Source organism: Streptomyces sp. NPDC089799 (assembly GCF_040684755.1).
In the GTDB taxonomy this organism is placed as follows: domain Bacteria; phylum Actinomycetota; class Actinomycetes; order Streptomycetales; family Streptomycetaceae; genus Streptomyces.
Window position 1 is genome coordinate 22,441 of the sequence record NZ_JBFBGR010000037.1, and the last position, 21,023, is coordinate 43,463.

General features: G+C 75.0%; 17 protein-coding genes. 5 read left to right on the top strand and 12 right to left on the bottom strand.

Annotation, left to right across the window (positions count from 1 at the left end; translation table 11 throughout):
• The first annotated feature begins 172 nt into the window (after positions 1–172).
• The 3 genes from AB0O36_RS30610 to AB0O36_RS30620 are packed head-to-tail and all read left to right on the top strand — an operon-like array spanning position 173 to position 2,455.
• The gene (locus tag AB0O36_RS30610) at positions 173–622 is read left to right on the top strand and encodes a helix-turn-helix domain-containing protein (protein WP_365115793.1); all 450 of its coding nucleotides are present in this window, start codon (positions 173–175) and stop codon (positions 620–622) included.
• A gap of 43 nt (positions 623–665) precedes the next feature.
• Positions 666–1,271, top strand: coding sequence for a hypothetical protein (locus AB0O36_RS30615; RefSeq protein ID WP_365115794.1), 606 nt, complete (start codon positions 666–668; stop codon positions 1,269–1,271).
• Positions 1,268–2,455 (top strand): MAB_1171c family putative transporter, encoded by a 1,188-nt coding sequence (locus AB0O36_RS30620; RefSeq protein ID WP_365115796.1) that lies wholly within the window; start codon positions 1,268–1,270, stop codon positions 2,453–2,455. Before AB0O36_RS30615 ends, AB0O36_RS30620 begins: the two co-directional genes overlap by 4 nt.
• Here the strand turns inward: AB0O36_RS30620 and AB0O36_RS30625 are convergent.
• A complete protein-coding gene (locus AB0O36_RS30625; protein ID WP_365115797.1) occupies positions 2,439–2,843 on the bottom strand; it encodes a globin in 405 nt (134 codons plus the stop codon). The two genes, AB0O36_RS30620 and AB0O36_RS30625, sit on opposite strands and share 17 nt — an antisense overlap.
• 101 nt (positions 2,844–2,944) lie before the next feature.
• Here AB0O36_RS30625 and AB0O36_RS30630 point away from each other — a divergent pair, with 101 nt between their 5' ends.
• Positions 2,945–3,928 carry a methyltransferase domain-containing protein gene (locus AB0O36_RS30630; protein ID WP_365115799.1) on the top strand — a complete coding sequence of 328 codons (984 nt, stop codon included), beginning with the start codon at positions 2,945–2,947 and terminating at the stop codon, positions 3,926–3,928.
• A gap of 18 nt (positions 3,929–3,946) precedes the next feature.
• Here AB0O36_RS30630 and AB0O36_RS30635 read toward each other — a convergent pair whose 3' ends face one another.
• The 11 genes from AB0O36_RS30635 to AB0O36_RS30685 all read right to left on the bottom strand — a co-directional run bounded on the left by AB0O36_RS30635 (position 3,947) and on the right by AB0O36_RS30685 (position 19,891).
• Positions 3,947–4,969 (bottom strand): FHA domain-containing protein, encoded by a 1,023-nt coding sequence (locus AB0O36_RS30635; RefSeq protein WP_365115801.1) that lies wholly within the window; start codon positions 4,967–4,969, stop codon positions 3,947–3,949.
• 31 nt (positions 4,970–5,000) lie between these two features.
• Positions 5,001–6,323: a VWA domain-containing protein gene (locus tag AB0O36_RS30640; RefSeq protein ID WP_365115803.1), complete on the bottom strand. Its 1,323-nt coding sequence runs from the start codon at positions 6,321–6,323 to the stop codon at positions 5,001–5,003.
• A gap of 18 nt (positions 6,324–6,341) precedes the next feature.
• Positions 6,342–7,988, bottom strand: a complete 1,647-nt coding sequence (locus AB0O36_RS30645) for a protein phosphatase 2C domain-containing protein (RefSeq protein ID WP_365115805.1) — start codon at positions 7,986–7,988, stop codon at positions 6,342–6,344.
• Between the two features lie 3 nt (positions 7,989–7,991).
• Complete coding sequence (locus AB0O36_RS30650; protein ID WP_365115807.1) at positions 7,992–10,814, bottom strand: tetratricopeptide repeat protein; 2,823 nt, start codon at positions 10,812–10,814, stop codon at positions 7,992–7,994.
• Positions 10,811–12,055, bottom strand: coding sequence for a hypothetical protein (locus tag AB0O36_RS30655; protein ID WP_365115843.1), 1,245 nt, complete (start codon positions 12,053–12,055; stop codon positions 10,811–10,813). Before AB0O36_RS30655 ends, AB0O36_RS30650 begins: the two co-directional genes overlap by 4 nt.
• A 26-nt stretch (positions 12,056–12,081) precedes the next feature.
• Positions 12,082–13,029, bottom strand: coding sequence for a glutamate ABC transporter substrate-binding protein (locus AB0O36_RS30660; RefSeq protein ID WP_365115845.1), 948 nt, complete (start codon positions 13,027–13,029; stop codon positions 12,082–12,084).
• Positions 13,030–13,144: 115 nt separating this feature from the next.
• Complete coding sequence (locus tag AB0O36_RS30665; RefSeq protein WP_365115847.1) at positions 13,145–14,494, bottom strand: hypothetical protein; 1,350 nt, start codon at positions 14,492–14,494, stop codon at positions 13,145–13,147.
• 229 nt (positions 14,495–14,723) lie between these two features.
• Positions 14,724–15,944 (bottom strand): BadF/BadG/BcrA/BcrD ATPase family protein, encoded by a 1,221-nt coding sequence (locus AB0O36_RS30670; RefSeq protein WP_365115808.1) that lies wholly within the window; start codon positions 15,942–15,944, stop codon positions 14,724–14,726.
• Positions 15,935–17,200, bottom strand: a complete 1,266-nt coding sequence (locus tag AB0O36_RS30675) for a 6-phospho-beta-glucosidase (RefSeq protein WP_365115810.1) — start codon at positions 17,198–17,200, stop codon at positions 15,935–15,937. Before AB0O36_RS30675 ends, AB0O36_RS30670 begins: the two co-directional genes overlap by 10 nt.
• Positions 17,201–17,304: 104 nt before the next feature.
• Complete coding sequence (locus AB0O36_RS30680) at positions 17,305–18,558, bottom strand: ROK family transcriptional regulator (protein WP_365115848.1); 1,254 nt, start codon at positions 18,556–18,558, stop codon at positions 17,305–17,307.
• A 256-nt stretch (positions 18,559–18,814) separates the two neighbouring features.
• Complete coding sequence (locus tag AB0O36_RS30685) at positions 18,815–19,891, bottom strand: mechanosensitive ion channel family protein (RefSeq protein WP_365115850.1); 1,077 nt, start codon at positions 19,889–19,891, stop codon at positions 18,815–18,817.
• 283 nt (positions 19,892–20,174) lie between these two features.
• Here AB0O36_RS30685 and AB0O36_RS30690 point away from each other — a divergent pair, with 283 nt between their 5' ends.
• Positions 20,175–20,717, top strand: coding sequence for an HNH endonuclease (locus AB0O36_RS30690; RefSeq protein WP_365115812.1), 543 nt, complete (start codon positions 20,175–20,177; stop codon positions 20,715–20,717).
• Positions 20,718–21,023 lie beyond the last annotated feature (306 nt).

The window sequence follows — 21,023 nt, forward strand, 5'->3', positions numbered from 1 at the left end:
GTGGTGAGCGTCCATGGGTCCGTGTGGTTCACTTTAGGAGAAGGTCACCGGTTGCCGTGTGCCGGGAAGGGCGGGACGGGGGTCTGCCCTGCCCGGTACCGGTGGCCGCCGTACGTGCAGGACAATCACCTGTGACACGGCGGACCGACAGGAGCCCAGGGGTGTGCGAGCGGTGAGCGGGACCGAGGGACAGGCGCTGGCCGACCGGCTGGAGTACCTCTTCGCGCACGTCCAGCCGCTCGGCCGGCGGCACACCCTCCAGGAGGTCGTCGACGGGATCAAGGCCGTCGAGGAGCCGGGCGGTGGCGGTTCCCTGTCCGCGGGCCGGCTCTCCATGCTGATGAACGGCAAGGCGCCCAATCCGACCCTGGGGACCCTGCGGTCACTGGCCGCCTTCTTCGGAGTCCCCGTCGGCTACTTCGTCGACGACGCCGTCGCCGAGCAGACCATGGCCCAGCTCGCCCTCATCAAGGCCATGCGGGCCAACGACGTACGCGCCGTCGCCCTGCGCGCCGCCGCCGTCGCCTCCCTCTCCGCCCAGGGCCTGGACGTCGTACGCGACCTCGTCGAGCGGGCCGCACGCCACCCCCGGAGTCCGGGCCCGGACGCGCCACGCGGCTAGAATTCGCCCGTACGGGGCGTGCGGGGGGAGGGGGAGCGAGCGGATGCGCAGCACCTCCTGGTCCGAGTTCAGCGCCCGGTGCGCCGGCCTCCTGGACGCCCTGCCGCTGCCGGCCGGGACGCCGGTCACCGTCGACGCGCTCCGCACGGCCATCGAGGAACAGCGGGGCCGGCCCCTGGTGCTGTCCGCGCTTCCCGAGCGGGCGGGGGAGACGGCGGGGCTGTGCGGGCTGTGGATCGCCCTCGGCGACGCCGACCACATCTTCTACGAGACCTCGACCAGCCCCCTGCACCAGCAGCACATCATCCTGCACGAGATCGCCCACCTGCTGCTCGACCACGGCAACACCGGCGGGGGAGACGGTGAAGGCGACGGAACAGGCGACCAGGGAACGGACGGCCAGGAAGCCGCCGACGCACAGTGGGCCGGGATCACCGGGCTCTTCCCCGGCCTCGACCCGGCGATGGTGAGCAGGCTGCTCGCCCGGGGCCGCACCGACTACACCGAGATCCAGGAGCGACAGGCCGAACTCATGGCCACCCTCATCCACCACCGCACCACCACCCGGCCCGCCGGCCCCCCGGCCGACGCCGCCGCCGCACACGTCCTGGACCGCCTCGCCCGGTTCTTCGGGGGTGGCGCCCGGTGACCGGGATACGCCCCTTCGAGATCGTCCTGCTGCCCCCGCTCTGGGCCCTGACCGTGCACACCGCCCGCAAGGCCCGCTCGGCGCGCGCCACCCCCGACGCGGCCCCCGCCCGGCTGCTCGCCGGCGTGGTCGGCCTGATCACCCTGTCCGTGACGGTCGGGGTGCCCGCCGTCCGCCGGGTCATCGACGCAACGACCGGGGTCCAGAGCATCACCAACGTCTTCGGCCACCTGCTCGGCATGGCCGCGGTCACCTGCCTGACCGGCTTCGTCCGGCACCTCTCCGGCGCCCCCGAACCCCGTCGGCCCTGGCTGCACCGGCTCCCCCTGCCGCTCGCCGGAACGGCCCTGGCCGCCGCCTTCGCGGCGGGCACCCGGCCCAACGGCGAACAGCACCTGCTCACCGACGGCAGCTCGGCCGCCCACGACGCCTACTGGGCGGTCTACCTGGCGTACGTCATGTGGGGGGTGACCTCGGTCGGCCTGATGTGCCTGCGCCACCGCCGGCACGCCCCGCCGGGCCCGCTGCGCACCTCCCTGAACCTGCTCGGCTGCGGCACCGCGGCCGCCGTCGCCTACGCCGTCCACCGCTGCGCCTACCTCGCCGCCCAGGACAGCGGCTGGTGGATCTTCCGTGACGCCGTGGTCGTGCCCACCACCCAGGCGCTGCTCGCCGCGGCCCTGCTGCTCCACCTGGCCGGCATCGCCTGGCCCGCCCTCGCCGAGCGGCGCGCCGACCGCGCCTCCCGGCGGCGGCTGCGCACGCTGGAACCGCTGTGGCGGGCCGTGTGCGGGGTCGTCCCCGAAGTGGTGCTGCCGCTGCCGGAGCAGCTGCGCGCCGCCCCGGACGTCCTCCTCTACCGGTACGTCATCGAGATCAGCGACGGCCTGCTCGCCCTCGGCCCGTACCTCGGCGACACCGACACCGACGCCGACGACGCGCGCGAGCGGCTCGCCGCCGCCGGCCTGACGGGACACCGGCTGGATGCGGCCGCCGAGGCGGTGGCCGTACGCCGGGCCGTCGAGGCCCTCGCCGCCGGCCGGCCACCGCTGGGGGAACCCGGACCCGCACCGCGGGGCGTACCGGGCGAGGACCCCGCCGAGGCCCTGGAACTCCTCGCCGAGTACTACGGACACCCCCTGGTGCGCGCCGTGGCGCGGACCCCGCTCAGCCCGCGGTGTTGATCATCGAGGCGGCCGCGTAGGTCAGGTACTTCCACAGCTGCGCCTCGTGCTCCGGCGCCAGCCCCAGCTCGTCCAACGCCACCCGCATGTGGGCCAGCCACGCGTCGTGCGCGGCGGAGTCCACCCGGAAGGGCGCGTGGCGCATGCGCAGCCGGGGGTGCCCGCGGTGGTCGCTGTAGGTGGTCGGGCCGCCCCAGTACTGCATCAGGAACAGCGCGAACCGCTCCTCGGCCGGACCGAGGTCCTCCTCCGGGTACATCGGGCGCAGCAGCGGGTCTTCCGCGACCCCCTGGTAGAAGCGTCGTACCAGGCGGCGGAAGGTCTCCTCGCCGCCCACCTGCTCGTAGAACGTCTGCTCCTGAAGCGTGCCCCGCGGAATCTCATTCACCCGACCATCGTCGCAGACACCCGGACGGCGGACGCCGGTACCGGGATCTCCGGCCCGCTTTCCCGTTCGCCCGCGCCCCGCCTCCGCAGGACAGTGGAGCCATGGGCGCACACATGGCGCGGGAGCACGAGCACGGCGTGGACCCGGAGGCCGCGCACGCCGCGCAGGTGCGGGAGCTGGCCGCGGCCGGGGTGCTGCGCGACCCGGTCTGGCGGGCGGCCTTCGCCGCCGTGCCGCGCCACCTCTTCGTCCCCTGGTTCTTCACCGGGCGCGGGGCCGGGCACGAGCGGCTGTGGGGCGAGGACCCCGACCCGGCCCGGCGGGCCCGCTGGCTGCGCGGCGTGTACTCCGACGAGCCGCTGGCCACCCGGCTGCGCGACGGCGAGCTGGTCTCCTCCAGCAGCCAGCCCTCGCTGATGGCGAGGATGCTGTCCGCGCTCGACGTCAGGGACGGCCACAACGTGCTGGAGATCGGCGCCGGGAGCGGCTACAACGCGGCCCTGCTCTGCCACCGGCTCGGCGAGGGGCTGGTCACCACCGTCGACCTCGACCCGGACATCACCGAATCGGCGCGGACCCACCTCGCGGAGCTCGGCTACCACCCCACGGTGATCACGGGCGACGGGGCGCGCGGCGCACCGGCCCGGGCCCCCTTCGACCGGATCATCGTGACCTGTTCGCTGTCCCGGATCCCGCACGCCTGGCTGGGCCAGTGCCGCCCCGGAGCGCGGATCCTGGCACCGCTGTCGACCGGGCTGATCGCCCTGCGGGTGAACGACGCCGACCTGGCCGAGGGCGGGTTCCTGCACACGCCGGCGTACTTCGTGCCGCTGCGCGGCGCGGGCGCGGCACCGGGCGGTCTCGCAGGCGGGATCCCCTACGAACTCCTGGACAGCGAGCGGTTCCAGTTCATGCTGCTGCTCACGGCGGGCGCGCTGCACCCGCGCGAGGCACTGGACCTGTGGCGGCGCGAGGGCCGGCCGGCCCGGGAGCGCTTCGGGGTGACGGTCACCGGCGGCGGGCAGTGGTCCTGGCTGGACGATCCCCAGGGGCCCTACGTGTGGCCCCTGGGGGAGTCCGGGTGACCGGCGGGGCGGCGCCGGTCAGCCGCGGCGGACGGTGATGGTGGTCCAGGCCCCGACGTGCACCCGGTCCCCGTCGGCGAGCGGCACCGGCACGTACGGCTGGATCGGCTCCTCGCCGCCGTTGATGGTGGTGCCGTTGGTCGAGTTCTGGTCGACCACGGCCCAGCTGCCGTCGGGCTGCTGCACCAGGACGGCGTGCTGGTGCGAGACGCCCGGGTCCTCCGGCGGGACCGACAGGTCGATGTCGGGGGACTCGCCGGTGGAGGCGCGGCGCCGGCCGATGGTGATCTGCTCGCCCGACAGCGGCAGGTGCTGCTCGGGGGAGTAGGCGGGCAGGTTGAGCCCCACCGCCTCCGGGCCGCTGCGCTGCATCATCGCCATGAAGTACGAGCGGTCGGGGGCGATGGTCGCGGACCAGCGGGCCGGTCCCGCCTGGGCCGGGAACGGCTGCTGCTGCTGCGGGTGCTGTGGCTGATGCTGCTGGTGGTGCTGCGGCTGCTGGTGCTGAGGCTGCCCGTACCCCTGGTGCGGCGCCTGGTGCTGCGGCTGCCCGACCTGGTGCCGAGGCTGGTGGACCTGCTGCTGCCCGGGCGGCGGGAGCAGCCAGTCGTCCCCGCCACCGCCCAGCGCCTCGGCCGGCCGGTTCACCTGGGAGGGGCGCGAGCCCTGGTAGTCGTACGGGTCCTGCCCGTACGACGGCTGCGCGGGCGGGCCAGGCGGCGGAGCGACCGGCGAGCCCGGCGAGATCGGGGACACGGGCGTCACCGGGGGCACCGGCGGCGGGCCGCCCTGGAACGGACTCGCCGCCCCGGTGAGGAAGTTGTAGCGGCACTCCTCGCAGAACGGCGCCATGGCCTCGCGCGGGGTGCGGCACTGGGGGCACAGCTCGGCCTGCGCGGTCGCGTCACCGCCGGCCGGGGGGAATCCGTAACCGTAGGAGGGCGCCGCCGGTGCGCCCGAGGGGGCGGCGGCCATGCGGTGACCGCAGACCTCGCACCAGTCCTCGGAGACCGATTGGTGCCCGTTCGGGCAGGTCGGCATGGAGCCCTTCCCCCTTCTGCTGTGGGGCCCTTCAGCCCCTCTTCACGCGGACGGTCCGGATTGACCGGGTTTCCAGGGTCATTTCGTCCGCGTCCGCAACTGTTGCCTTCAGCCGCACAGTACCCGCCGCCGCGTCGACTACGTCGACCACCTTCGCCAGCAGTTTGGCAGTGTCCTCGTTCCCCGACGCACTGGCCAGCTGCACGGCACGGCCCAGCTTGGCCGTGGCACTCCCGATATCCCCCTGTTTGCGGGCGTGCAGTCCCTGCTGGATCACAAGTGCCAGCTCCGCCTGCCCCGTGTAATGGGCCACCTGCGGATTGATCGCGGTCGACGACGCCAGGTCGTTCGTCCACACCGCCCGCACCAGGCCCTGGGCGAGCACGGACGGCACCCCGCCCGCCGGATCGGGCAGCACCAGCGAGACCCGGGCGGCCAGCATCTCCTGCCCGACGGCGGCGGCCGGGACGCTCACGCACACGTGGTACTCGCGGCACTCGTCCCCCCACGAGCCGGTCGGATAGTCGCCCGCGCGCGGGCCGGCCCCGGTCCGGCGGCCCGTCAGGTCCAGGACGCTGGGTGCGACCTGCTTGACGTACCGGATCTCCGCACCGACCGGGGTCCACAGCCGCAGACTGACGTCCGCGACCTCCTTCCCCATCACGGCGCCCATCATGCGCGTGAAGTCCTCGGTGAGACGGGCCGGGTCGGCGACGATGTCGGCGGTGCCGAGCAGCGCGGCCGCGATCCCTGTCACCTCCTCGACCTCCCAGTCGGTCCCCACCCCGCGCGCATCGCAGGTGAACCGCCCGGCGCAGGCGTCCAGGGTGGCGCGCAGCCGCTCCGGCTCCTCGTGCTCGTTGCGGCCGTCGGTCAGCAGGATGCCGTGCCGGACGGCGGCGGAGCTGCCGCGCAGCAGCCCGTCGGCCAGCCGCAGCCAGGTGCCGATGGCGGTGCCGCCGCCCGGACGCAGTCCCGCCAGGGCCTCCTTGGCCTGCGCCCGGGTCGTTCCGTCGGCGACCGCGAGGCGGCCCTGCCCGGGGTAGACCTCCTTGGCCACGTGGGTGCCGGCGATCACCGCGAACGCGGTGCCGTCGCGCAGGGTGTCGACGGCCGCCGCGGTGGCCTGCCGGGCCCCCTCCATCTTGGCCGGCGGGTACTGCATCGAACCGGAGCAGTCCACCATGATCACGACTGCGGCCGAGCCGGGCTGCGCGGCGTGCGTGGCGGTCGCGCCGCCGGTGGAGGTGACGGTGACGATGGCGTTCACGTCCCGCCCGCCCGCCGGGAGGAACTCGTTCTGGTAGACCTCGGCGGTGAAGCGGGGCGCACGCGGCTTGGCGAAGTTCGCCACGGACGGACTCCTAGAGGATCAGGCCTGCGGGGCGGCGGCCGGAGCGGACTCCGGGGAGCGGGGCAGCGCGAACGGCACCACGGCCACGGTCACGTTGTCGTGCCCGCCGCCGTCCAGCGCGTGCCCGACGAGCACCTGGGCACTGCGCAGCGGGTGCACGGCCGCGTCGGCCGGCACGGCGGCGGCCATCTCACCCGCGGACTCCGCGTAGTTCCACAGCCCGTCCGTGCAGACGACGACCACGCCCGGGTGGTCCGGCCGGAACGTCTTGGTGTGCGGCTCCAGTTCGTACGCGTCGGCGCCCAGCCAGCCGGTGATGGCGTGCGCGCGGACGTCGGCGTACGCCTCCGCCTCGCCCATCAGCCCGGCCGCGACCATCTGGGCGGCCCAGGAGTCGTCCTCGGTGAGCCGGTGCGGGAGCGCGGCACGGTCGTCCGGCACCCAGTAGGCGCGGCTGTCGCCGACCCAGCCGACGGTGAGCAGCCCGCTGCTGATCACGGCACCGACCAGGGTGCAGGCCGGCGCGTTCTGCGCGCCCGCCACCTGCGGGGCGAGGGAGGTGACCGCCTGGGCCGCCGCGAGGATCGCCGTGTGCATGGCCTCCTGCGGGTGCACGCCGCGCGGCAGGGCGTCGAGCAGGGTCTCGGCCGCGGCCGCGGCCGCGGCTGCGGAGGCGTCGTCGGGACGGCTGGCGGAGGAGACCCCGTCGCAGACGATGGCCACGGTGGCGGCGGAGCCGTCCGGGAGGGCGGTCGCGGACACCGCGAAGGAGTCCTCGTTGCGGTGGTGGCGCAGGCCGCGGTCGCTGACGGCGGCGACGCTGCCGAGCTCCTCCTCCACGTGGTCCCGCTCGCGGGGCTGGGCGTGGCCGCAGTTCTCGCAGTAGCCGTCGGGGTCCACGTGCCCGGCCCGGCAGGCGATGCAGGTCCTGCCCTGACCGTCGGCCGCGCCTCCGGTGCCGCCCGGGTCGGCGGCGGGAGCGGCGGGAGCGGGCTCGGCGGCGGAGGCCCCGGCCGTCCCGCCGTGCGGCGCGCCCCCGTAGGGGTCCTGGGTTCCGGTGGAGCCGCCGTACGGGCGCGGGTCGCCGGCACCGCCGGAGACCGGGGCGTACGGCTCCGCGGGACCCTCCGGGCCGCCGGGGTGCCCCGCGGCCACGCCGTACGGGTCCTGCGGTCCGTCGTAGCGGGTCGGCCGGTGCTGCCCGTCGGCGGGTCCGGCCGGGCCGCCGTAGGGGCCGTCGTACGGGCTCCCGTGCGCGCCCGAGCCGGTGCCGTGCGCGGTGGCGCCGTACGGGCCCTGCTGCGGCACGCCTTCATGCCGGACGGGCCCGTAACCGGCGTCCGGCGCACCCGGCGGCGGCTCGGACGCAGGTGTCCAGCCGGCCGTCTCGTCGACGAGGGTCGGCGCGGCGCTCGCCACGCTGCCCCAGCCGGGCGCGGGCGACGGCCCGTCCGCGCCGTGCGTCCCGCCGGGGCCGGAGCCGGGGCCGGCCGTGCCGCGGCCCGCGGCGGCCGCCGGCGGCGGGGCCACGGCCATCGTCGGACGGTCGGCAGGGTCCGGCGGCGGGGCGGACAGGTCGTATCCGCAGACACCGCAGAAACGGTCACCCTCCTCCAGCGGCTCCGTGCAGCTGGGGCAACCCGACGGCTGATGCATCCGCTCCATCACTCACACCCACGTCCGGGGACGGAAACGGTTTGCCCGTTCCACCAGTTCGATCCGCTCCTCACCCCGCTGGGCCAGCCTGGCCAGCACGCGGTACGAGCGTTCCAGGCCGAAGCGCAGCCCCCGCTCGTCGAGTTGACTGCCGAGCAGCGAGGTCCGGCCGGGGTCGGCACCCCGGCTACCCGACAGTACCCAGTCCAGGGCCGAGCCCAGAACTTCGGCCGCGAGCTGCTCGTGCAGTTCCGGGCCGAGCCCGAACCGGCGCAGCGCCTCCACCTGCCCCGCAGCGGCCCTGAGGTCGGCCAGCAGGGGCTCCTGCGGGGACCGTTCGCGCAGACGTGCCCGTACGGCGGCGACCCGGGCGGCGGTGTAGTGGATGGACGACTCCGGTACGGATTCCAGCGTCTCCACCGCTCCGGGCCGGTCGCCGGTGGCCAGCCGGACCCGGGCCAGCCCGAACGCGGCGCTGACGAAACCGGGGTCGGTGATCCACACCAGGCGGTAGTACTCGGCGGCGTTGTCCAACTGGCCCAGGATCTCCGCGCACAGGCCCAGCGCCAGCTTGGGCGCGGGCTCGCCCGGGAAGGCGTCGTAGACCGCGTCGAAGGACAGCGCGGCGGCCTCGTCGTCGCCGACGGCGAGCGAGACCACGCCGCGGGCCCAGACCACCCGCCAGTCGTCGGGGTGGCGGGCCTCCAGGTCGTCCAGGGCCCGGCCCGCGACGTGCGGTTCGCCGAGCTCCAGATGGGCGCGGAGCTCGCGGAGCCGGAGCTCGGCGGAATCGGCGGGCGCGGCGGCGAGCGCGCCGAGCAGGTCGGCGGGGGCGGAGGCGAGGAGGCCGGCGAGGAAGCCGGCGTTGGGGTCCGTGGTGTCGACGAGGGGGAGGGGCAGGGCCAGGGCGGTGCACTGGGGGTCGGGCGGGGCGAGTGAGGCGGGGCCGTGGTGTCCGGCCCGGCCGGGGTGTGCGGTCAGGGCGAACTCGCCCTGGGTACCCGGCTGTACGGCCGACGCCTCGGCCTGGCGGGGGGCGGGCACGGGGCCGGCGGTCGCCGTTGCGGCGGGGGAGCCCGACACGTGCGTGGCGGTGCTGCCGAGGGGCTGCGCTCCGCTTGGCGGGGTGGTAGGACCAGGGGGTCCGGGCTGGGCGGGGTACGGCTGCTGGGCGGCGTTGTCCCGGTGTGCCCACCCGTCCCGCCCTGCGGGACGCCTGCCCACACCGGCGGTGCTGCCCACACCGCGGCGCGGGCGGCGGAAGGGTGGGCGGGTGCCCGCGGAAGCCGGGTGGCGGAGCCCCAGACGGGAGACCTCGTAGGACGGGTCGTCGGTGAAGAGGCGGGTGTCGGGGACGCGGGGTTCCGGGCCGAAGAGGGAGGAGAGGTGCGGGCGGGGGCGGCCGGACTGGAGGGCGACGACCTCCCGCAGGACGCCCGTCAGCTGGTCGGCCATCTCCTGCGCCGAGGCGAACCGGCGGTCCGGGTCGGGGTCGGTCGCCCGGACCAGCAGCCGGTAGAAGGACTCGTACCGGCGGAACACCTCGATGTGCTCGGGATCCGGCAGCGAGTCCACGAACACGTTCGTGTAGCCCTGGAAGTCGAAGGTCAGCACGGCCAGCGTGCGTGCCACCGTGTACAGGTCGGAGGCCACCGACGGGCCGGCCTCCGCCACCTCCGGCGCCTGGTACCCGACCGTGCCGTATATCGCCGACTCGGTGTCGTCCATCCGCCGGACCGCGCCCATGTCGATCAGCTTCAGCTGGTCCCGCTGCTGGATGGCGTTGTCCACCTTGAAGTCGCAGTACAGCAGGTTGCGGCTGTGCAGGTGGCCGAGGGCCTCCAGGGCCTCGATGCCGTACGCGCACGCCTGTTCCACCGGCAGCGGGTCGCGCCGGCCGTCGGGCCGCCGCCGCTCGTTGGCGATCTCCTTCAGGGACTTGCCCCCGACGTACTCCATCACGATGTAGCCGTCGAGCGAGCCGGTCCGCTGGTCCAGGTGCTCCACGAAGTTGTAGATGCGGACGATGTTGGAGTGCTCGATCTCGGCGAGGAACCGGCGTTCCGATATGGCCGCCGCCATCGCGTCCTGGTCACCGGTGTCCAGCAGGCCCTTCAGCACCACCCAGCGGTCCGACACGGCCCGGTCCACCGCCAGGTAGACCCAGCCCAGACCGCCGTGCGCCAGACAGCCGGCCACCTCGTACTGGCCGTGGACCACGTCGCCCGCCCGCAGCTTGGGCACGAAGGAGTACGGGTGGCCGCACTTGGTGCAGTAGCCCTCGGTCCGGCCGGGCCGGTCACCGCGGGCCCGGCCCACCGGCGCCCCACAGTCCGAACGCGAGCAGAACCGCTTGCGCTCGGGCACCTCCGGGTTCGCCAGCACCGCCGTCGAGGGGTCCGGGCGGGGCACCTCCGGCACCGTCACCAGCCCCGCGCCCAGCCGGTTCCGGCCGGACGAGGCCGACCGGGAGCCCGAACTCCGCACCGACACCGACACCGAAGTCGAGCGGGCCGAGGCGGCCCCGCTCAGCGAGCGCGACAGCCGCCCCGAGACCGACCGCCGGGAGGAGGCCGAACGCGAGGAGCGCGAAGAGGACCGGGAGGAGTGCGAGGCGCGGGACGAGGGGTCCGACGCGCGCGCCGACGGGGACGACGGCACCGAGGACGAGCCGCGCGCCGCGCTCGTCATCCCGGTCGGCGCCGACACCAGCTCCGACGCCGCCGCCTCCGGCGCGATGCCGCAGGTGTCGCAGTACAGCTCCCCGCCGCCCATGTCCTCGTACGCCCCGGTGCAGTCGGGGCGCCGGCACGGGGTCCCTGCCAGGCCGCTCATGCGTCACCGTCCTCTCTGCGGGCGGGCGAGAGTGCCTCGGCCGCCGCCTGCTGGTAGCGGAGCACCGCCTGCTCGGCGGCCCGCAGGTCGCAGGGCGCGCTCCACAGCATCCGCCGCGCCGTGTCGTAGCGCTCCGTCAGTACGGCATCCTCCGCCATCCCGTGCCGGGCCGTCTTCGCCCGGTACGCGTCCAGCCGCCCGCGCAGCTCCGCCCGCACCGCCAGCGGCGCGGTCACCGCCGTCAACGACTCGCGGGCCCGGTGGAGTTCGTCCTCGGCCCGGTCCTCCAGGGAGTCCAGCAGAGGGGACAGCCGGTGCCACTGGGCGTTCCGCCGGTACTCGGCCGCCGCCGCCAGCTGCTCCTGCAGCGCCGTCGGCGGGCCGCTCACCGCGGGCACCTCCGAGGCCGCGATCTTCGCCAGCACCTCGCCGCGCGCCGTACGCGCCTCGGCCAGCGTCCGGTCCGCCCGCGACAGCACGTCCCGCAGGCCGATCAGCCGCTGCTCGGCGTCCTGCCGTACGTCCAGCACGGCCTCCACCTCCCGCCGTACGTCCTCCAGGGCGAGCGCCGCCCGGTCGTACCGCCCGGTGTCCGGGCGGCCGCTGCCCGGCGCCGAACTGCCCGCCGCGGACGCCCAGAACGCCAGCGGGTCCGCGATGACCTCCGCGCGCAGCGCGGCCAGCTCCGCGGTGATCTCCTCCAGGTCGTCGCCCGACGGGTGCGCACCGGGCCGCACGCCCACCGAGTGCGCCAGCGAGCGGGTGCGGCGCAGCTCGGCGGCGAGCAGGTCGATCCGGGCGGGCAGCGCCGACCACACCGCGTCGGCCGCGACCACCACGTCCAGGGAGCCCGCGTACAGCTCGTTCATCCGGGCCACCAGCTCGGCCAGCGACAGCCGCTCGGTGAGCCGCTCGCCGTCCGCGGCGGCGCCCGCGATCAGCACGCCGGGTCCGCGCAGCCGCTCGGTGAGCTCGGCCAGTTCCTCCCGGCCGGGCCGGCGCCGCCGTTCCCGCAGGTCCCGGGCGGCCTCCAGGGCGCCGCTGTAGGCGTCGAAGTACTTCCACAGCCGGGTGATCGCCGTGTCCGCCGCCGCCCAGCGCTCCTTGGTCACCCCGGTCAGCTCGGCGCCCTCCAGCAGCCGCCGCCCGGCGTGGTCCTGGAGCGCCAGCAGCGAGGTCTCCACGGCCTCGTGCTCGGCGGCCAGCCTGCTCAGCGCACGGTCGACCTCGTCCCGGTCCATCACTGCCTCCCTTGCGGTCATGCGGCTCAGTCGCGGTACTTGGGAGCGGGGGGTACGCCGGTGCCGCGCAGGTCGGCCCGCAGATGACGCTCGTAGGACGCGGCCCAGGCGCTCCCGCCGCCGCCCGCACGGTAGTTCTCCAGCACCTTGTTGACGCGGCGCACCAGGTCGGTGGACTGCTTGTTCATCGCCACCCCGTAGAACTCCCGGGTGAACGGGGTGCCGACCAGCTCCACCGACGGGTCCTGCGCGGCCTGCCCGGCGGCGAGGGCGTTGTCCGTGACGATGCCGTCGACCTGGCCGAGCTGGAGCCGCACCAGGCAGTCCAGCTGGTTGGGCACGGTCATCGTCTCGGACCCGAAGGACTCGTTCCGCAGCGCCGCCTCCCCGGTGGACCCGGCGGCGGTGCAGATCCGCTTGCCCTTGAGGGAGGCGTCGTAGCCGGTGATGCCCGACTTCTTCGGCGCCAGCACCTGCTGCCCGGCCTCGAAGTAGGCGGTGGAGAAGGCGACGTCCTCCAGCCGCTTGCAGTTGATGGTCATGGTCCGTACGACGATGTCGACGCGGCCCTCCTTCAGTGCGGGGATGCGCTCGCTGGTCGGGATGGCCCGGTAGATCACCGCGTCCGGGTCGCCGAGGACATCGGCGGCGATGGCCCGGACCAGGTCGATGTCGAAGCCGGTCAGCTCCCCGGTCGCCGGATCCCGGTAGCCCCAGTTGAAGCTGTTCTGGTCCACGCCCGCGACGAGCTTCCCCGCCGCCTTGATCCGTGCGATCGCCGGACCGTCCGTACCGTTCGGGCGCAGGCTGGCCTCGGGGTCCTTGCAGGTGTCCGCGCCCGGCAGGGCCGGGGCCGCGGCCGCGGCGCCCCCGGGGTGCCCGCCGGCCAGGTCCGCGGAGGCCGTCCGCCCGGTGGTGCCGGAGGCCAGCGGAAGCAGTACCGCCAGGGCCGTCACCGCGCAGGCCCCCGCCATCGCGGTCACCCCGCCCCAGCCGCGCAGCCGGCTCCGGCGGCCGGCGGCCGAAGCCGGGCCCGGGCCGGGGTACCCGGCTTCCTCGCTCCCGTACCGCCTCATGCGCATCCGCATCTCACCTGTACTCCGAAAGCCTGCGCCCGATGCCCAGCAGGGCCGCCGCCGCGGCCACCGCGGCCAGTGCCGCCGCGCCGGTCACCAGCCCGCCCAGCGCGGCCCGGCCGCCCCGGGCCGCCTCGGTGAACTCCTGCTGCTCGTGCGCCACCGCCTCGGCGAGCGAGGAATCCACGGTGTCGAAGGAGGACCCGCTGCTCGTCCGGTCCCAGCTGGTGCCGTTCTTGTCCGTGCCGCCGATGACCTGGGCCAGCGCCAGCTCGTAGTCGCCCTTCACGTCCGAGTCGCGGGCCGCGGAGTGCCGCTGCGTCCACAGCACCGCGCCCTGCGCCGCCCGCTCCACCGGAGCGCGGCCCTCCGGGTCGTCGGCCAGCCGCAGGGCCTCCGTCAGCCGTTCGTCCAGGACCTTCATGTTCCGCGCGTGGTCCACGTCGTACTTGTCGGACTTCTTGTCCTCGGCGAGCACCGCGCCGCGGGAGATCAGGGTCAGGTTCTCGTTCGCCCGTGCCTGCAGCGAGGCGATCCGGGCGTCGTTCAGCACCTTCAGCGACGCCTGGCCGTGCGTCCGCGCCTCGTCCAGCCCGGACCGGGCCAGGGTGTGCCCCACCGCCAGCCACAGCAGCACCGCCGCCGACGCGGCGGTCGCGGCCAGCAGACCGTGGTTGAAGACCCGGTTGGTGCGCCGGTAGTTGCGGCGCTGCACCCACACCAGGACCCCCAGCGCCAGCACTCCGGCACCCAGCGAGGCCAGCGGCCAGGAGCGGGCCGCGTCGTCGTCCGCGTACAGCCGGCGGGTCTCCGCCTCGTACAGCCGCTGCGCCGCGGGCAGCAGCTGGGTGCTCATCTGCTCGTTGGCGTACCGCAGGTAGGCCCCGCCGAGCGGCAGCCCCTGCCGGTTGGTGGCCCGGGCCTGCTCGATCAGCCCGGTGTAGCGCGGCAGCTGCTCGCCGAGCAGGGCGATCTCGCGCCGGGACGCGTCACTGCCGCCGGTGGTGGCGGCTGCCTGCACCAGCAGCCGGGAGGCGTTCGCGATGTCCTTCTCGTACCGCTCGCGCACGGAACGGGGTTCCTGGGCGCCCGAGAGGAACCCGCCGGCCGAGGTGGTGTCCGCGTCCGCCAGCGACCGGTAGATGCTCGCCGCGTCCGCGCTCAGCGGCTGGCTGCGGTGCACCACGTCGTCCGCGGCGGCCGACCGGCCGGCGATCTGCCAGGAGGTCACCGCGCCGAACACCACCACGAGCAGGGCCAGGGCGGCCCCGATGATGCGCAGCCGGCCGGGCTCGGTGGTCGCGGCGGCCCGCAGCCGGGCCGCGTCCTCCGCCCACGCGGCACCCCGCCGGGGCGGGGGCACGGCGGGGCCGCCGGCCGGCGCGGGCGCGCTGCTGATGGTGGCCACCTGACCTCCCCGTGGTCCCGGGACTGCTGTCGGACTGCTGTCGTCGCAGAAGTATGGCCGTCCGGACGGCCTTCCACAGCATCCGTTGCCGGATCTTGGAGGATCCGTCCCGCCGCCCCTTCCCCGTCAATACGCCCCTACGGGCGGGGTGGTTCCCGTACCGGCCGGTTGGGGCGGCTTCGGCCTACTTGCCCGGAAGGCGAGTGCGTTCGCCCGGAAGGCGAGTGCGTTCGGCCGTGGGGCGAGTGCGGTCGGCCGTGAGGTGAGCGCGTTCGCCCGTGAGGTGAGCGCGTTCGCCCGGGAAGTGCCCGCGGAGCCTGTCGTACGCCGCGGCCGGGGCGCCGGCCGCGTCCAGCCCCAGCAGGGCCGCGCCCAGCACCGGCGGGGCCGTCACCACCGAGAGCCGGGCGCGCGGGGCCCGCTCGGCGAGGCGCTCGGCGATCCGGTCGTTCAGCTCCGGGTGCCGGGCGGCCACCACGCTGCCGCCCAGCACCACCGGGACCTCCTCGTCCAGCAGACCCAGCCGGCCCAGCGCGACCGCCGCCATCGCCACGATCTCGTCCGCCTGCCGGTGCACCAGCGCCAGCGCCACCCGGTCCCCGGCCGCCGCCGCCGCGAACAGCACCGGCACCAGCTCGTGCTTTCGCGCCACCGGCACCGCGCCCAGGTGCAGCGCCTCGATCAGCTCGGCCATCGAGGTACGCCCGAAGTGCGCGGGCAGCACCTCGGCGAGCGCCGTCGGTTCGCCCCGGCCGTCCTCGGCACGGGCGGCGAACCACAGCGCCTCGCCCGCCAGTCCGGCTCCGCCGCCCCAGTCGCCGGAGACCGCGCCGAGCGCCGCGAACCGCGCGGTCCGCCCGTCCGGCAGCATCCCCGCGCAGTTGATGCCGGCACCGCACACCACCGCCACCCCGCGCGGCCCGTCCCCCGGCCCGAGGCCGGCCCGCAGCACCGCGAAGGTGTCGTTGCGGACGGCGGTGACACCGCCCCAGCCGCGCCGGTGCAGCGCGTCCTCCAGGGCGGCCTCCTCCACCGGGAGGTCCGCGTTCGCCAGACAGGCCGACACGTGCGCGGCGTACGGCGGGGCACCGGTGCGGCCCGGGGCGGCCGGATGGTCCGGGGCGTCCGGGGCGTCCGGGTTTCCCCGGCCCGCCGGGTACGAGAGCCCGGCTGAACCACCGGCCGCCGCCCCCGGGTGGTCGGCGGCCCGCGCCCCCGCCATGCCGACCGCCATCGAGACCGCCACGCCCAGCACGTCCACGGCCGCCTCGATCCCGTCCCGCTGCGGGCGGAACCCACCCGCCCGGCCGGTGCCCAGCACCGTGCCGTCCCGGCCGATCAGGGCCGCGTCGGTCTTGGTGTTGCCCGCGTCGACGGCGAGGACGGCGGGCTGGTTCAGGCCCATGCCAGGTGCTCCTTGTTGTGCGCGAGCAGCCGGTCGGTGAGCTGCTCGGCCAGGTCGAACTGCCCCACCAGCGGGTGCGCCAGCAGCGCCCGGAACACCCGCTCCCGCCCGCCCCGCAGCGCCGCGTCCAGCGCCAGGTCCTCGTACGCGCTCACGCCCGCCACCAGTCCGGCGTACAGCGGGTCCAGGCGCGGCACCGGCAGCGGCACCGGCCCGGACCGCCCGACGCGCGCCTGCACCTCGACGACCGCGTCGTCCGGGAGGAACGGCAGGGTGCCGTTGTTGAGGGTGTTGACCACCTGCACGGGTGAGCCGCCGTCGCCCAGCAGGGCCGCCGCCAGGTCCACCGCCGCCTCCGAGTAGAACGCCCCGCCGCGCCTGGCGAGCAGTTCCGGCTTCCGGTCCAGGGCCGGGTCCCCGTACATCCCCAGGAGCTCACGCTCCATCGCTGCCACCTCGGCCGCCCGCGAGGGCTTCGCGCCCAGCTCGCGGACCACCTCGTCGTGCGCGTAGAAGTAGCGCAGGTAGTACGAGGGCACCACGCCGAGCCGGTCCAGCACCGCGCGGGGCAGCCGCAGGTCGGCGGCGACCGCGTCCCCGTGCCGGCCGAGCAGGTCCGGCAGCAGGTCCGGGCCGTCCGGGCCGCCCTCCCGTACGCCGAACTCCCAGGTGAGGTGGTTGAGCCCGACGTGGTCGAGGTGGATCCGGCCGGGCGGCAGACCGAGCAGGGCCGCGAACTTCCGCTGCAGGCCGATCGCCACGTTGCACAGGCCGACCGCCTTGTGGCCGGCCTTCAGCAGCGCCCGCGTCACGATGCCGACCGGATTGGTGAAGTCGATGATCCAGGCGCCGGGGTTGGTCCGGCGGACCCGTTCGGCGATGTCCAGCACCACCGGCACCGTGCGCAGCGCCTTGGCCAGCCCGCCCGCGCCGGTGGTCTCCTGCCCCACGCAGCCGCACTCCAGCGGCCAGGTCTCGTCCTGCTGCCGGGCCGCCTGCCCGCCCACCCGGAGCTGGAGCAGCACGGCGTCGGCGTCCGCGACCCCCGCGTCGAGGTCGGAGGTGGTGGTGACCGTCGCGGGATGGCCCTGCCGGGCGAGGATCCGCCGGGCCAGCCCGCCGACGAGCTCCAGGCGCCCCGCGTCCGGGTCGACGAGCACCAGCTCGCCGACCGGCAGGGTGTCCCGCAGCCTGGCGAAGCCGTCGATCAGCTCGGGGGTGTAGGTGGAACCGCCGCCCACCACTGCGAGTTTCATCTCTGTCCGGCCTTTCTCGGGAAGAACGGCGAAACGGGTAGGGGGAATCCGGGCACCCGGGCACTCAAGCCCCCGGCCACGCAAGGCGACCCGGACTCAGAGGCTCATGGACTTGGACCTGGACCTGGACTTGGACCTGGACTCGGACTTCGGGAGGTGTCGAACACCTCGTCCCTCGTCACGGCGAGGGCGGTCTCCAGCGCGCCCCGCAGCACCGGCTGCCCGGGGACCCCGCTCAGGATCAGACGGGGTGAGGACGGGGCGAGTTCGGCGAGTTCGGCGGCCGTGAGCGCGCGGAGCACCTCCCCGCCCGCGGCGTTCACCGCCCCGGACAGCACCACGATCTCCGGGTCCAGTACGCACACCAGCGAGGCGAGTCCGGTGGCGAGCGCGGTGGCGTGGCGCCGGAGCAGCTCCAGGTGCGGCCCCTCGGGCCGCGCCGCGGCCCGCGAGAGCAGCGAGACGGCGACGGCCACCGGGTCGTCGGCCCCGGGCCCGCCGCCCGGCGTCGGCGCGATCCCGAGCCCGGCCGCCAGCACGGACACCGCCTCCACGCCCGCCAGCTCCTGGTACCCGCCGGCGTTCAGCGCCCGTACGCCCCGGACCGGCGGCCGGCCGGGCACCGGGAGGAAGCCCACCTCGCCCGCGCCGCCGGTCCAGCCGCGGTGCAGCCGCCCGCCGAGCACCAGGGCGGCGCCGAGGCCCGTCTCGTTCCAGAGCAGGACGAAGTCCCGGTGCCCCCGCGCGGCGCCCAGCCGCTGCTCGGCGACGGCGGCGAGGTTGACGTCGTTCTCGTACGCGACGGGCATCGGCAGCGCCGCGGCGAGCTCCTCGGGCAGTGCGGGGGAGTGCCAGCCGGGCAGATGGTCGGCGTAGCGGAGCCGGCCGGTGCGCGGGTCGAAGGCGCCGGGGGTGCCGACGACCAGCCGGCGTACGGCGGAACGGTCCAGGCCCGCCGCGGCGGCCGCCCGGTCCAGGGCTTCGGTGACCTGCCCGACGACGGCGGCCGTACGGGAAGCGGGGGCCGTACCGGAAGCGGGGGCCGTGGCCGCGACCGGAACGGACAGCTCACCCCTGCCGACGATCCGGCCGGTCAGATCGGCGACCGCGGCCGTGATCCGGCCCGGGGTCACGTCCAGCCCGGCCACGTACGCGGCGCCCGCGTGGAGCGCGTACAACTGCGCACGGGGTCCGGAACGCCCGCCGGCCGTGCCCGTGGCGACCACCAGTCCGGCCGCCTCCAGCCGGGCGAGCAGCTGCGACGCGGTGGGCTTGGACAGCCCGGTCAGGCTGCCGATCCGGGTCCGGGACAGGGGCCCGTGCTCCAGCAGCAGCTCCAGCGCGGCCCGGTCGTTCATGGCACGCAACACACCGGGAGTGCCGGGAGTGCCGGGAGTGCCGGGAGCTCCGGGGGTACCGGGGGTGGCGGTGCCGGTCACGGTCGTCCCCCTCCTCCCGAACGGTAAGGAAAGTTTCCTATCGCTCCGGGAGCCCTGTCAACGAGACACGGCGGCGAGCACAAAGACACCGCCCCGCGGACCGGAAGGACCCACGGGGCGGTGTCGAGACGCCACGACGAGACGTTATGAACGGACGGAACGGAACGGAGCGGCGCTACTTGGTCATCCGCACGCTCGGCGGCGGGGACTGCGGGAGCGGTATCGGAGCCGTGGCCAGCGACTGCGGCGAGGTCGGATTGGCCAGGGCCGACGGCGGGGCCACGTTGGCGGCCGGGTCCGGGGCCGGGGCGGCGTCCTCCTCCTCGGGGGCCGGCAGCCCGCCGACGATCCGGATGCCCGCCTCGTCGAAGGCGTCCTTGATCCGCCAGCGCAGCTCGCGCTGCACGGCGAACTGCTTGCCCGGCATGGTCTTCGCGGAGACGTTCACGGTCATCGAGGCGAGCATGACCTCGCCCAGGCCGAGGATCTCGATGGGGCCCCACAGGTGCTCGTCCCACGGGTCCTCCTTCGCCATGGCGTCGGCGACCCCCTGGATGATCTGCTTGATCCGCTTCAGGTCCTCGGTCGGCTTGACCTGGACGTCGACCATCGCAGTGGCCCAGCCCTGGCTCAGGTTGCCGATGCGCTTGATCTCGCCGTTGCGGACGTACCAGATCTCGCCGTTGTCGCCGCGCAGCTTGGTGACCCGGAGGCCGACCTCGATCACCTCGCCGGAGGCCACACCCGCGTCGATCTTGTCCCCGACGCCGTACTGGTCCTCCATGATCATGAACACACCGGACAGGAAGTCCGTCACCAGGTTCCGCGCACCGAAACCGATCGCCACACCGGCTACACCGGCACTGGCCAGCAGCGGCGCCAGGTCGATCTTCAGCGCGGCCAGCACCATCAGCGCGGCCGTGCCGAGGATGAGGAAGGACGCCACCGACCGCAGCACCGAGCCGATCGCCTCGGAGCGCTGCCGCCGCCGCTCGGCGTTGACCAGCAGCCCGCCCAGGGCGGTGCCCTCGACCGCCTCGGCCCCGGAGTTCATGCGGTTTATGAGCTTGGTGAGCGCCTTGCGGACCACCGACCGGATCACCGCGGCTATCACCACGATCAGCAGGATCCGCAGGCCGATGCTCAGCCAGGTGGCCCAGTTCTGCTCGATGAAACTCGCGGCGTTGTTGACGCTCTCCTGCGCCTCCTGGACCGAGGAGGGCGTTTCCGGGATCTCGGTGGCGAGCGGCAGCTGGGTGGGCGGCCAGGGCACGGCGGGTACCTCCAGGTGTAACGACTGCCCGTGGAACAGGGGTGTACGGGCAGGCCTTCCACACTAACGGGGCCGGAGATCGACACCGCCGCATCTGTTCGAGGGAGAGACCAGACTCACCTGGGGAGGAATCCGGTGTGGTTGAAAACACCCCCGACCCGTTACGGGAGCGTGGTGGCGCTTCGACCAGCAGTAAGGAGAGACTGAGAACAGATCGTCCCGGCGCGAGCCACGCGCCGCCGGCGTACAAGGAGGCATCCGCGTGCCACACGTCCTGGTCCTCAACGCGTCGTACGAGCCCCTCGGCGTCGTACCGCTCCGCCGCGCGCTCGTCCTCGTCCTGGAGAACAAGGCCGTCTCCCTGGAGGAATCCGGCGCCTTCATGCACAGCGCGTCACGGGTCGTCCCCGCTCCCAGCGTGGTCAGGCTCAAGCGTTTCGTACGGGTCCCCTACCGGGGGCCCGTTCCACTCACCCGGCGCGCACTGTTCGCCCGCGACGGCGGACGCTGCATGTACTGCGGTGGCGTCGCCACCAGCGTCGACCACGTCATCCCGCGCAGCCGCGGCGGGCAGCACGTGTGGGACAACGTGGTCGCCGCCTGCCGCCGCTGCAACCACGTCAAGGCCGACCGCCACCTGGTCGACCTCGGCTGGCGCCTGCGCCACCAGCCGGCCCCGCCGTCGGGGCTGGCCTGGCGGATCATCGGCACGGGCCACCGCGACCCGCGCTGGATGCCGTACCTCCAGCCGTACGGCGCCCAGGACGCACTGGAACGCATCGGAGTGACAGCCCCGGCATCGTGAGGCGGGGCGGGGCGGGGTCCGGAGGCCGGGCGGGGTCGGGGTCCGGAGGCCGGGCGGGGTCGGGGCGTGGAGGCCGGGCGGGACGGGGTGCGGCGGCCGGCACGGAAGGACAGTGAGGACTGACGGGCAGCCCCCGGGCACCTCCCCGATTCCGTCCGGGCGAAGCACCGGCGCACTCCCGACCCGCTCGCCGACCCGGTCCCGACCGAAGGGAGTCCGGTTGCTGCCCCCGGTCCCGCCCCACCACGTCATCCGGCTCGACAGTGTGGTGCCGGGAGGCGGGTGGGCAACCCCCGCCCGCGCCCG